The 11,501-nt window shown below is 73.6% G+C and carries 12 protein-coding genes and 2 pseudogenes; 9 read left to right on the forward strand and 5 right to left on the reverse strand.

Annotation, left to right across the window (positions count from 1 at the left end; genetic code table 11):
• Positions 1-2: 2 nt before the first annotated feature.
• The 4 genes from KO717_RS35200 to KO717_RS35215 form a co-directional block, all read right to left on the reverse strand.
• Positions 3-1,862, reverse strand: coding sequence for a serine/threonine-protein kinase (locus KO717_RS35200; RefSeq protein ID WP_301373709.1), 1,860 nt, complete (start codon positions 1,860-1,862; stop codon positions 3-5).
• Between the two features lie 197 nt (positions 1,863-2,059).
• Positions 2,060-2,311, reverse strand: coding sequence for an EF-hand domain-containing protein (locus tag KO717_RS35205; protein ID WP_301373710.1), 252 nt, complete (start codon positions 2,309-2,311; stop codon positions 2,060-2,062).
• Positions 2,312-2,431: 120 nt separating this feature from the next.
• Positions 2,432-2,983 carry a rhodanese-like domain-containing protein gene (locus tag KO717_RS35210; RefSeq protein ID WP_301373711.1) on the reverse strand — a complete coding sequence of 184 codons (552 nt, stop codon included), beginning with the start codon at positions 2,981-2,983 and terminating at the stop codon, positions 2,432-2,434.
• A 224-nt stretch (positions 2,984-3,207) separates the two neighbouring features.
• Positions 3,208-4,434, reverse strand: a complete 1,227-nt coding sequence (locus tag KO717_RS35215) for a cytochrome P450 (RefSeq protein WP_301373712.1) — start codon at positions 4,432-4,434, stop codon at positions 3,208-3,210.
• Positions 4,435-4,715: 281 nt separating this feature from the next.
• Here KO717_RS35215 and KO717_RS35220 point away from each other — a divergent pair, with 281 nt between their 5' ends.
• The 9 genes and pseudogenes from KO717_RS35220 to KO717_RS35260 all read left to right on the forward strand — a co-directional run bounded on the left by KO717_RS35220 (position 4,716) and on the right by KO717_RS35260 (position 10,767).
• Positions 4,716-5,381, forward strand: coding sequence for a molybdopterin-dependent oxidoreductase (locus KO717_RS35220; RefSeq protein ID WP_301374940.1), 666 nt, complete (start codon positions 4,716-4,718; stop codon positions 5,379-5,381).
• Positions 5,323-6,033: a cytochrome b/b6 domain-containing protein gene (locus tag KO717_RS35225; protein ID WP_301373713.1), complete on the forward strand. Its 711-nt coding sequence runs from the start codon at positions 5,323-5,325 to the stop codon at positions 6,031-6,033. The genes KO717_RS35220 and KO717_RS35225 overlap by 59 nt, the downstream gene beginning before the upstream one ends.
• A gap of 33 nt (positions 6,034-6,066) precedes the next feature.
• A pseudogene (locus tag KO717_RS37565) lies at positions 6,067-6,306 on the forward strand (GntR family transcriptional regulator); the annotation flags it as partial.
• Positions 6,286-6,513 (forward strand): annotated as a pseudogene (locus KO717_RS35235) (ABC transporter ATP-binding protein); the annotation flags it as partial. The pseudogenes KO717_RS37565 and KO717_RS35235, both read left to right, overlap by 21 nt.
• A gap of 76 nt (positions 6,514-6,589) precedes the next feature.
• Positions 6,590-6,727, forward strand: a complete 138-nt coding sequence (locus tag KO717_RS35240; RefSeq protein ID WP_301373714.1) for a hypothetical protein — start codon at positions 6,590-6,592, stop codon at positions 6,725-6,727.
• Between the two features lie 75 nt (positions 6,728-6,802).
• Positions 6,803-8,140, forward strand: coding sequence for an MFS transporter (locus KO717_RS35245; RefSeq protein ID WP_301373715.1), 1,338 nt, complete (start codon positions 6,803-6,805; stop codon positions 8,138-8,140).
• A gap of 5 nt (positions 8,141-8,145) precedes the next feature.
• A complete protein-coding gene (locus KO717_RS35250; protein ID WP_301374941.1) occupies positions 8,146-9,381 on the forward strand; it encodes an anhydro-N-acetylmuramic acid kinase in 1,236 nt (411 codons plus the stop codon).
• 71 nt (positions 9,382-9,452) lie between these two features.
• Complete coding sequence (locus tag KO717_RS35255) at positions 9,453-10,178, forward strand: helix-turn-helix transcriptional regulator (protein ID WP_301373716.1); 726 nt, start codon at positions 9,453-9,455, stop codon at positions 10,176-10,178.
• 31 nt (positions 10,179-10,209) lie between these two features.
• Positions 10,210-10,767 (forward strand): DUF3291 domain-containing protein, encoded by a 558-nt coding sequence (locus tag KO717_RS35260; protein ID WP_301373717.1) that lies wholly within the window; start codon positions 10,210-10,212, stop codon positions 10,765-10,767.
• Positions 10,768-10,813: 46 nt separating this feature from the next.
• On the opposite strand, the gene KO717_RS35265 is transcribed toward KO717_RS35260, so the two are convergent.
• Entirely contained in the window at positions 10,814-11,227 is a 414-nt protein-coding gene (locus KO717_RS35265; RefSeq protein WP_301373718.1) for a hypothetical protein, read from the reverse strand.
• Positions 11,228-11,501 lie beyond the last annotated feature (274 nt).

Below are 11,501 nucleotides of genomic sequence, written 5' to 3' on the forward strand. Positions count from 1 at the left end.
GCCTAGTTCTTCGCCGCAGCCTCGGCATTGCGCCAGACCGTCAGGTCGACGGTGAGGAACCTGGTCTCTTCCTTCACGCCCGACCTGCCGCGGAAAGTCGCGAGCGTGATGTGGCCTGCCTTGCTCAGCACACAGACCTGCGACCCGTCCGAGAGCTGGTCGAGGCCGATCTTCTCGGTGAAGCGGGTCACGGCGCGGCAGGTCTCCAGGGAGCCCTTCTCGGAGTTGTTCAGCAGGACGAGCTTGCCGTTCGCTATACCGAACTTCTCGTCCCCGAACAAGGTGTCCCGGTAGTAGAAGAGGTCCCCGTGCCCGTAGAGCACCCCGGCACCGGTCGGCTCCTCGGCCGGGCGCGGCGGGTTGTCGGCGAACATCAACTGGTGGTTCTGGGGCACCTCGATGCCCTGGTACGAGACCGGCTGCGGGTCGGGCCGCTTCTGCGCGGCACCCGAAGAGGCACTGCCACCGCCGGACGCCTTGTCACCGCCGCCCTTCTTCGAGCCGTCAGGCAGCAGGGACCCGAGGACCACGAGCCCGATGACCGCCGCCGCGACCGTCCCGACGACGATCAGTCCCGTCCGCCTGGGACGCGGCGGAGCGCTCGGACCGGGCGGACCGGGAACGAAGCCCCGGGGGTGGAACGGCGGCGGTGTGCTGTGGCCCGGGGCGTACGAGGGCTGCGCGTACGCGGGCTGCTGCGGCTGCGGGTACGAAGGCTGCGGGTACGAGGGCTGCGGGTACGAAGGCTGTGTGTACGGGGGCGGCGTCCGGTATCCCGGCGGCACGGCCCCGGGAGCCCCCTGCGCCGGAGCTGTCTGCGTCGGCGCCGCGGCGGCCGCATCGGTCGGTGTGTACCCGGGCGCGGCAGGTACCGCCGGGGCCGGCGCCTGCGGCGCGGAGACCTCGGTCGGGGTCGGTGCCGGCGCCGGGGTCGGTGCCGGGGTCGGTGCCGGAGCGGGCAGCCGCAGCCGCTCGGTGATGGAACCGGCGACGGCCTGCGGCAGCCAGTCCTCGCCCTGGCGCAGCGGGGTGTCCGAGGCCGCGTTGCACAGCTCGATGATCTCGGTCAGGGTCGGCCGGTCGGCCGGGTCGCGGCTGAGGCAGCGGGTCACCACCGGCCGTAGCTCCTCGGGCAGGGCGCTGAGGTCGGGGTCCTCGTGCACGATCCGGTAGAGCACCGCGTGCGAGGGCCCGTCGCCGAAGACGGACGCCCCGATCGCGGTGAAGGCCGCGATCTGCCCGAGGGCGAAGACGTCGGTGGCCGGGGTGACCGTCCCTGCCGAGGCCTGTTCGGGTGCCATGAACGCCGGGGTGCCGACGCTGACGCCGGTACTCGTCAGGGCGGTGGAGTCGGCGGCCCGGGCGATGCCGAAGTCGATGACGCGCGGGCCGTCGGAGGCGAGCAGCACGTTGGCGGGCTTCAGGTCCCGGTGGACGATGCCCGCGCCGTGGATGACGTGCAGCGCCTCGGCGACCCCGACCGTCAGCAGCAGCACGCTGCGCACCGGCAGCGCGCCGTGCCGGGACACGGCGTGGGCGAGCGAGGGGCCCGGCACGTAGGCCGTGGCCAGCCAGGGCTGGGCGCCCTCGGTGTCCGAGTCGATGACCGGTGCGGTGTAGAGCCCCTGGACCCGCTCCGCGGCCCGCACCTCCTGCTGGAAGCGCCGCCGGAACTCGGGGTCCTCGCTGAACTCGGGCCGGATCACCTTGATGGCGATGGGCCGGCCGCCCGGCGTGTAGGAGAGGTAGACCTTGCCCATGCCGCCAGCCCCCAGCACGGCCGCCAGGCGGTAGCCGCCCACGACGTCCGGGTCGTCCGCCTTGAGCGGCTGGAAGAAGTCGGCGGAAGGTGCGCTGTCCATGGGGACCCATCTCTGATTGCGGCGATCCAGCACCTGCCGGCGCCCCGAAGTCAACCGAGAGCGTACCCAATCCCCGGACCGCCCCCACCCCGCCCCCACCCCGCCCCACCCCGTCCCGGACCGTCGCACCGGCTCGGGGAGTTGGCGGCGCAGGAAGCGGTCGTCGAACGGCGGAGGTCTGCTCGGCGGATCCGCCGCTACCAGCCGAAGCGCCGGTCGACCACGGCCGCGAACTCCTCGAACGTCAGGACGCGGTCGCCGTTCTGGTCGGCCGCGTCGAAGAGCGCCGAGGAGTCGTCGGTGCCCCCGACACCCCAGACGGGGATGGCTCCCTGCGCCGCGAGGGTCGGACCCTTGGAGCGCAGGGCGCCGATGACCTCGGCGCGGGTCAGCGTGCCGTCCTGGTCGAGGTCGAGGGCGTCGAACAGGCGCCGGGCCTTCTCACTCATCACGTGGTCCTCTCAGCGGTACACGCACCGCCCCGCGGGCGGCGCGTCCTGTACGTGAGGACGTCCTGGATCCCTGCGGGGTTGCCCCGCCGGTGCCGGTTTCGGCGGGGCCGGACGTGCTCAGGGATGAATCCCGGCTCCCCGGCGGTTGAAGGGCAGCCTGCCGAGTACGACTGCCATCCCGCAGGTGTCGGTGAGCGCGGAGAAGACCAGGCCGCCCCCGATCGCCGCGGACAGCAGCGCGAGGGCGGGGTGCACGAGCAGCCCGAGCGCCAGGCCGAGCAGTACCGAGACGCCGGCGGCGAAGCGGACCTGGCGTTCCATCGCCCAGACGGCCCGGTTCCGGGAACCGCCGGGATACTGGAGGACGTGGCCCTCGGCGGTCCAGGCCTGGGTGCCGCCCGTGAGGCTCGATGCGGGGATGCCGCCGGAGGCCAGGGTTTCGGCGGCGCTCGCAGAACGGGCACCGGAGGCGCACACCACGAGCAGGGGCCTGCTTTCGGCGGCCCGCCGCAGCTCCGGCAGGCTCCGTGTGAGCCGGTCGAGGGGGACGTTGACGGCGTCCGGCAGGTGGCCGGACGCGAACTCGCCCGGAGTCCGGACGTCGACGACGGTCAGCTCGGACAGCCGTGGATGCGCCTGGCTGACGTCGAGGAGGGTGGGGACGCTCATGGCGGACCTGGTCCTTGGCAGAGGGGGAGGGGTTCGGCGCGGCGAGCGACGCCGTTGCCATGCCGGGGATGTTAGGTACCGGGGGACGGCCCGACCAGGGGCCCGCGAACCCTGCCACGGGACCGCCACATGCCGGCAACAACCGGCAACAACCGGAAACGAACGGTGGCGGGCAGGCAGGAGACGAGCGGGCGCGCAACTCGGACGAGTGAACGGCCGCCGTGTCACCAGGTGACGTACAGGGACTGCGGTGAGCGGTGGATCAGCGTGGGCCGCATCTGCGGCCGTGGACGCTCCCGGTCCAGTCGCAGCTCCGGCATGCGGCGGATGAACAGATCGAGGGTCAGGCGGAGCTGATCGCGGGCCAGCTGCGAACCGGGGCAGCCGTGGGTCCCGTACCCGAAGGCGAGGTGCTGCCGGTTCGCGGGCCGGGTGATGTCGAACTCCCCGGCGCGCTCGTACCGTTGCTCGTCGCGGTTGGCCGAGCCGTACGCCACCAGCACCGTGGCCGCCGCGGGCAGTTTCGTCCCGGCGAGCGTCACCGGCCGGGTGGTGGTCCGCCGGAAGGCCTGGATGGCGGTGTCGTGGCGGACGGCCTCCTCCACCGCCGCCGGGATCAGGGACGGATCGGCGCGGAGCATCCGCCACTGGCGCCGGTCGCCGAGCAGGTGCATCAGCATGGTGGCGATGAGGGCGCTCGTGGTGAGGAATCCGGCGATCAGCAGGTTCTGCAGGCTGGTCACCAGTTCGTGCCGCAGTTCGAGGGTGAGCTCGGCGTCACCGGGGGCCAGGGCGGCCACCATGGTCGAGCACATGTCGTCCCGGGGACGCTCGCGCCGGTCGCGGACGTACCCGTCCAGCAGGTGCTGGAGCGCGACCACGTCCTCGGCGGCGGCCACCTGCCCCTCCGGCGACAGCGGGCGGAACAGCAGCTCCTCGGCCCGGTAGCCGCCGTGCACGGCCGCGGGCACGTCGGCGGGGTCCAGGCCGATCAGCCGTCCGACCACCATCCCGGGCAGCCGCCGGGCGTACGCCTCCACCAGCTCAGCGGACCCGTCCGCCGCGAAGCCGTCCACCAGTTCGCTCGCGCACGTCCGGGCGTACGGCAGCAGCGCTGCCACGCGGGCGGCGGACAGCCCCCGGTTCAGCGGGGCCCGGTGCCGCCGGTGGGCCGCGCCGTCGCTGGACACGACGGTGGGCCGGGGGCCGAACCCGCGTGGCAGGACGCCGAGCGCCGCGTCCGAGAGCGGGATGTCCGGCAGCAGCGCATGGGCCGAGGAGAAGTCCTCCGCGCGCAGCAGCACCTCCCGTACGTCCCGGTCGCGCGCCACCAGCCACGCGTCGAACTCGGGTACGTACGTCAGCCCCTCGGCCCGGCGGGCACGCTCGTAGAGCGGATAGGGGTCGCGGTACAGCTCGTCGCGCCGCGCCTGGTCGTCGTGCCGAGCCACTGGGACCTCCGGATCGCGGGCGGGACCGGACCGGGCCACCGCCGCGGGTGACCTCCGGTGCGCCGGATCATCCTGCCGGACATGCGCCCGGCCCGGTAGGGCGCCTGCCCTTCCGGCCCGCGGTGGGGCGCCTGCCGGGGGACCGGAAGGATCTGTGACGGAAGTCTGACGTCGCGCCGGTCTCCCTGGTGCCCCGGACACCGGGGTGCTGGAATCAAGGGGTGACGACAGACCATCCCGACTTCGAGGGAACCCCGGTCGGCCGCCGTCTCGTGCTCGGCATGCTCGGGCTCGGCGCCGGGGGCCTCGCTGCCGCTCCGTACGTGCAGCGCGGGATCGAGGCCTTCCTCGGGGCCGCCTCGGACAAGGACCCGACCGGGCTCACCGGGCTGCTTCCCAACGGAGGCGGCTTCCGGTACTACTCCGTCGCCACCTCCGTACCGCGGAAGGACGAGCAGAACTACCGGCTCACCGTGGACGGCCTGGTCGAGCGCCCTGCGACGTACACCCTCGACGCCCTGCGTGCGCTGCCGCAGAACCGTGTCGTGCGGGACGTACAGTGCGTCACCGGCTGGCGGGTCCCCGAGACCCCCTTCGCCGGCGTCAGGCTGTCCCTGTTGCTGGACGCCGCCGGTGTCCGCCCCGAGGCCAAGGCGATCCGCTTCACCTGCTTCGACGGCACGTACAGCGAGAGCCTCACGCTTCCGCAGGCCCGACGGGACGACGTGCTGGTCTGTCTGCAGATGCAGGACAAGCCGGTCAGCCACGCGCACGGCGGCCCGGTCCGGCTCTACGTCGCACCGATGTACTTCTACAAGTCGGCGAAATGGCTCTCCGGGATCACCGTCACGTCCGAGGTGCGACCCGGTTACTGGGAGGAGCGGGGCTATGACGTCGACGCGTGGGTCGGCGGGTCCAACGGGCGCAGTGACACCCCCACCGTCTGAACCGACCCGACGGGTCGCCAGGTTCACCCGTGCCGAGCGCTGGGTCCACCGCGTGACCGCCGCGCTGACCCTGCTGTGCGTGGCGACCGCGGCCGCTCTGTACGTACCGCAGCTCGCCGAACTGGTCGGCCGTAGGGATCTCGTGGTGACGGTCCACGAATGGGCCGGGATCCTGCTGCCCGCGCCGTTCCTGGCCGGTCTCGCCTCGGCCGCCTTCCGTGCCGACCTGCGCAGGCTGAACCGCTTCGGACCGCACGACAGGAGGTGGCTGCGCGCGGTGCGGCGGCGCGACCGCCGGCGGGCGTCGCGGCCCGCGGGGAAGTTCAACGCCGGCCAGAAGATCTACGCGTCGTGGATCGCGGGCGCCGTCCTGGTGATGCTGGCGACCGGTGTGCTGATGTGGTTCACGCACCTGGCACCGCTGGTGTGGCGCACCAGCGCCACCTTCGTGCACGACTGGCTGGCCCTGGCCATAGGCGTGGTACTGGCCGGGCACATCAGGATGGCGCTCGCCGACCCGGAGGCACGGAGGGGGATGCGCACCGGGTCCGTCGAGCGCCCCTGGGCGGAGCGGGAGCACCCGCTGTGGCTGAAGGACGAGCCCACGGACCAGCACGCCGAACGGCCGGAGGAGGGTACGGAGGCCGGCTGAGCGAAGACCGGCGACCCCGTGCGTGATCCCCCCCTGGGCCTGCTGGAGCCGGGCGACGAACTGCCGACGGCGCGGGAGGTCGTGGAGGCCACCGCGATCAACCCGAACACCGTCCTCAAGGCCTACCGCGAACAGGAACGGGAACGCGAAGGCCTCGTCGAGGCGAAGCGGTGACTGGGCACCTTCGTCCGGAAGTCCCTGGGCAGCGCCCCGGCCGAGTCTCCGCTGCACGACGAACTCGCCGACCGGGGCGTCGGGCCCAACGGCGCCGGGAAGTCCTCCCTGCTGAGCCTCGCCGCCGGCCCCGTGCTTCCCACGGAGGGCACCCTGCACACGGCGGCACGCGAGCCGCTCGCCTACGTCGGGCAGCGCACCCGCGTCGCCCTGGCCCTGGCCCTCGGCAAGCGCCCCGGCCAGCTGCTCCTCGACGAGCCGATGGCCGACCCCGACCCGCTCGCCCGGCACGAGCTCATGGGCACCACCGGTGAGCGCCTGCCCGAGTACGCCTGCTTCGAGCGGACCCGGAACCTGCCGCGTCTGCCCGGCGGACATGGACGTGACCGGCTGGTACGTGGAGTTCCACCCGGTCTCGCACTACTGGCCGACGCAGCTCATCGAGGGCTCGATGGTCCTGGCCCTGGCCGGCGTCGCCCTGTACGCCGCCTTCCGGCTGGTGGGCGCCCGGCGCGCCTGACTCCCCGACGGGGCGGCGTACGGCAGATGGCGGACGGCACTTGTGGAGCCGCCCGCGGGTCAGCACGCTTGATCCATGACCACACCCGTCCCCGGTCCGGTGCGGCCTCCCGTGACGGTCCGGCCGGACGACGCGCGCCGGGCACTGGTGGCGGGATCCGTCGGCAACTTCATCGAGTGGTACGAGTTCGGGATCTACGGCTACTTCGCCACCGTCATCGCGGCGCAGTTCTTCACCCCGGCGGGCGGCAGCGAGGTGGAGGGGCTCGTCAAGGCGTACGCGTCGTTCGCCCTGGCGTTCTTCTTCCGGCCGGTCGGGGCCGCGATGTTCGGGCGGTTCGGTGACCGCGTGGGCCGGCGGCCCGCGCTCGTCCTGGTCGTCTGCCTGATGACCGGTGCCACGGCCATGATCGGCCTGTTGCCCACGTACGCCTCGATCGGCGCGGCCGCGCCGTGGCTCCTGACCCTGCTGCGGATCCTGCAAGGGCTGTCGGCGGGCGGGGAGTTCGGCGGGGCGGTCTCGGTCATGACGGAATGCGCGCCGCCGGGCCGCCGGGGCCTGTACGGGGCCTGGCAGTCGTTCACGGTCGCGCTCGGACTGCTCGCGGGCGCCTCCGTGGCGGTGGTCCTGGCGAGCGTACTGACCGCGTCGCAGCTGTACGGGTGGGGCTGGCGCGTGCCCTTCCTGCTGACCCTGCCGCTGGGGCTCGTCGCACTGCGGCTGCGGTTGCGGCTGCCCCGGGAGGAGCCGCCCGCCGTCACGCCGGGCGGTCGCGCGCCGGGCGGCGCCGGGACCCGGGGCGAGCCCCGGCCGCGTCCCGGGGAGACGGTCCGGGCCGTGGTGCTGGGCGTCGGCCGGATGATGGGCTGGTCGGCGGCCGGCTACACCTTCCTGGTGGTCATGCCCTCCTACCTGCAGAGCACGCTCGGCACCACCTTCCAGCGGGCCCTGCTCGGCACCGTCCTGGCGAACCTGGGGTTCGCCGCGGCGATCCTGCCCGCCGGGAAGCTGAGCGACCGGATCGGGCGGCGGACGGTGATGGTGGCGGGAGCCCTGCTGGTGGCCGTGCTCGCGCTCCCGCTGCTGCACCTCGTGCAGGACCCCGGCGGGCCGGCGTACGCGAAGGGAGCGGCGCTGTTCGCCGCGGGTGCCGGCGTCGGCCTGCTGGCGGGTCCCGGGCCCGCGATGCTGGCCGAGATGTTCCCGGCCAGGGTGCGCTGCACCGGGCTCGGGCTGGCGTACGCGCTGTCCAACGCCGTGTTCTCGGGCTGTGCGGGACTGATCATCACCGAGGTGGTCGGGCGGACCGGGAATCCCGACGTCCCCGGGTACTACGCGGCGGCGGCCTGCACGGTGAGCGTCGCCGCACTCCTGACGCTGCGCGGCGACGACCACGAGCGGGCGCTGCGGTGAGGCCGCTGCGTGTGGTCGGGCTGATGTCCGGCACGTCGTACGACGCGATCGACGCGGCCGCCGCCGACCTCGCCCTCGACGGCGACACGCTGGTGCTCACGCCCCTGGGGATGGTCAGCACGGCCTACGACGACGATCTGCGGACGGACCTGGCCGGGGCCCTGCCCCCCGCCGGGGCGGACCTCGCCACGGTGTGCCGGCTCGACACCCGCATCGGACGGGCCTTCGCCGCGGCGGCCGTGCGAGCGGACGAGGAGCTGTGCGGCGGCCGGGCCGACCTGGTGGCGTCGCACGGGCAGACGGTCTTCCACTGGGCCGAGGACGGCCGGGTGCACGGCACGCTCCAGATCGGCGAGGCGGCCTGGATCGCCGAGGCGACCGGCCGGCCCGTCGTCTCCGGCTTCCGTACCCGCGACGTGGCGGCCGGGGGACAGGGTGCGCCTCTGGTCAGCATCGTCGACGTGATGTGGCTGCGGGGCCGGCCCGGGGTACCGGTCGCACTCAACCTGGGCGGGATCGGGAACGTGACGGTCGTACCGGGCGGGGCGGAGGGGACCGGCGGCGAACCGCTGGCCTTCGACACCGGTCCCGCCAACGCGCTGATCGACGCGGCGGTGCGCGCGCTGGCGGGACACGACGCGTCGGGTGGGGCGTACACGATCGACACGGACGGAGCTCTCGCGGCGCGGGGCGCGGTCCACCCGCCGCTGCTGCGAAGGCTGCTGGACGACCCGTACTACGCCCGTCCCGTGCCGAAGACGACGGGCAAGGAACTCTTCCACCTGCCCTATCTGCGCGCGGCACTGGGCCCGTACGGGCCGCTGCCCGCCGAGGACGTCGTCGCCACACTGACCCGGCTCACGGCCCGGACCGTCGCCGACGCGATCCGGCCCTTCGGGGCCACCGAGGTGATCGCATCGGGCGGGGGGACGCGCAACCCGGTGCTGATGGACTGGCTGCGGGAGGAGCTGGGACGGCCCGGTGCGGCCGGCGGCCCCGGAGAGAACGGCGGGTGCGTGGTGCGGTCCTCGGACGAACTCGGGCTGCCTGCGGGGGCGAAGGAGGCGTACGCCTTCGCCGTGCTGGGCTGGCTCACCGCGCACGGCCTGCCGGGCACCGTCCCCTCGTGCACGGGCGCCCGGCGCGCGAGCGTCCTCGGCTCGATCACGCCCGGCGGTCCGGGCCTGAGCCTGCCGCGGCCGCCGGCGACGGCGCCCGTCCGGCTGACCGTCGGCGGTTGACCCGGCGGGGTTCCCTGCGGAGGTGGCTTCGCCTTTCTAAGTCCAATCTGCGTTGTTCCTAGAATGGTCGCGTGAAGGATATCGACGCGATCGCGATGTTGCAGGATCCGGTGCGGCGCCGCCTGTACGAGTACGTGGCGGCGCAGGGCCGCGAGGTCGGCCGCAACGAGGCCGCCGAGGCGGCCGGTGTGGCGCGCACGCTCGCCGCGCACCATCTGGACAGGCTGACCGAGGCCGGGCTGCTGGAGAGCGGCAGCCGCCGTCTGACGGGCCGCTCGGGCCCGGGGGCCGGCCGGCCGGCCAAGGTGTACACGAGGGCGCGGGCCGAGCGGTCGGTGTCGCTGCCGGCCCGCGACTACCTCACCGCCGCCGAGCTGCTTGCCGAGGCCGCCGAGCAGGCGGGTCTGGACGCGGCGCTGTGCGCGGCCGCAGGCCGCAGGGGCGAGGCCCTGCGAGGCTCGGCGCCGCCCTGTGGCGGACTGGAAGAGGCCATGGAGATGCTGGCCGGCCGCGGCTACGAACCGTACCTGGAAGGCGGTGAGGGCGTGGCGGGCGGGGACGGCGTCCAGGATGCCGAAGGCGCCGTGGCGGTGACCGGGGCGCCCGAGCCTGTGGTCCGCATGCGCAACTGCCCCTTCCACGCAGTCGCCGAACACTTCCCGCCGCTCGTCTGCGGCATGAACCTCGCGCTGCTGGAAGGGCTGTTCGGTGCGGACGGTCCCGTTCGCGCCCGTATGGATGCCCGGCCGGGGGAGTGTTGTGTGGTGATCGAGAATTCTAAAAACAACGACCGTTGACATAGAGAGGTGGTCGTGCTGGGATGAGGCCATGACCGCATCGGCGCACGCCACCCACCTCGCCCAGCTCAACGTCGCCACGCTCCTCCACCCCTTCGACGACCCGCGCATGGCACCGTTCGTCGAGATGCTCGATCCGGTCAACGCCGCCGCCGACCGTGCGCCCGGCTTCGTGTGGCGGCTCGTGGAGGAGGGGCAGGCCGACGCCACCGGCATGCGCCCGGCGGGGGAGGACGTCATCGTCAACCTGTCGGTGTGGCAGACCCAGGAGGCCCTGTGGGACTTCGCCTACCGCAGCGGGCACCTGGAAGTGATGCGCCGGCGCCGCGAATGGTTCGAGCGGCACGTCGAGGCGCACCTGGTGCTCTGGTGGGTCCCCGCCGGGCACCTGCCGACCGTCGGCGAAGCCCTGGAGCGGCTGGCCGACCTGCGGGCCCACGGGCCGTCCCCCCGCGCGTTCACCTTCGCCTCCGCCTACACCGCCGCCGACGCCGCCCAGCACCTCCTGGCCGTGCCACCGGTACGGCCCGAGCAGGCCGCCGCAGGCGCGGGCTCCATGCCGGCGGTCCCTGCGGGGGAAGCACGCTGAACCCTGCCTTCGAGCGCTGCCCGACGCCTCGGACGCCGCCTCGGTCTCAGCTCGCGACGTTCGCGCAGATGGCGTAGGCGCTGAATCCCAGGGGCACGGTGTCGGTGTTCTGCACGGTGACGATCCACGAGGTGTTGCCACTGCCGGGGAACGACCGGATCGTGAGCAGTTTGGCCCCGTTGCCGACGAACCCGCCCCCGATCACCTTCTTACCGGCCGGGCAGGTGGCCACGACCTGCTCGAACGCGTTCGGCTCGACGACCGCGCCTTCCTGGCGCACGACCTCGTAGCCGGTGATGCCGGATCCGCCCTTGTCGCCGTGCTGTACGGGAACCGAGGGCACCGGGCCGTCCGAGCCGCCGTCCGGGCCGGTCACCCCCTCTGCGTGTGCGCCGGCGACACCGAGGAGCACGGTGATGGCCGTGGAGGCGAGGACGGTGACCAATCGGCGTGCGTGCATGTTCTCTCCGTCGCTCGGAAGGATGGGACCTCGCTCCCGTGACTACCAGGACCGGGGGCGCGGCGGGCGGAGCGCGACCGCGCCGCCGTTCCTGGTGACCTGTTCGGAGCAGGCCGTGCCGTACGGACGGCAGCTGCCCGCCCGGCTCCCCGGCGACCTGGGTCCGACGGCGACCGTCCGACGGCGACTTGCGCGGCCAACCGGGGGGTCGCGGCGCGCGCCGCGGACCCGGTGGGTCGCCCGGGCTGCTACTGCTGGGCCGGGCCGGGCGCCG

It is taken from the genome of Streptomyces xanthophaeus (assembly GCF_030440515.1).
In the GTDB taxonomy this organism is placed as follows: domain Bacteria; phylum Actinomycetota; class Actinomycetes; order Streptomycetales; family Streptomycetaceae; genus Streptomyces; species Streptomyces kutzneri.

Excerpts from the sequence above, each read along its gene's own strand:
- KO717_RS35260 (WP_301373717.1), top strand. The coding sequence starts at position 10,210 with ATGACCGCATCGGCGCACGCCACCCACCTCGCCCAGCTCAACGTCGCC.
- KO717_RS35200 (WP_301373709.1), bottom strand. The coding sequence starts at position 1,862 with ATGGACAGCGCACCTTCCGCCGACTTCTTCCAGCCGCTCAAGGCGGAC.
- KO717_RS35210 (WP_301373711.1), bottom strand. The coding sequence starts at position 2,983 with ATGAGCGTCCCCACCCTCCTCGACGTCAGCCAGGCGCATCCACGGCTG.
- KO717_RS35265 (WP_301373718.1), bottom strand. The coding sequence starts at position 11,227 with ATGCACGCACGCCGATTGGTCACCGTCCTCGCCTCCACGGCCATCACC.
- KO717_RS35205 (WP_301373710.1), bottom strand. The coding sequence starts at position 2,311 with ATGAGTGAGAAGGCCCGGCGCCTGTTCGACGCCCTCGACCTCGACCAG.
- KO717_RS35220 (WP_301374940.1), top strand. The coding sequence starts at position 4,716 with ATGCTCGGGCTCGGCGCCGGGGGCCTCGCTGCCGCTCCGTACGTGCAG.
- KO717_RS35245 (WP_301373715.1), top strand. The coding sequence starts at position 6,803 with ATGACCACACCCGTCCCCGGTCCGGTGCGGCCTCCCGTGACGGTCCGG.
- KO717_RS35225 (WP_301373713.1), top strand. The coding sequence starts at position 5,323 with ATGACGTCGACGCGTGGGTCGGCGGGTCCAACGGGCGCAGTGACACCC.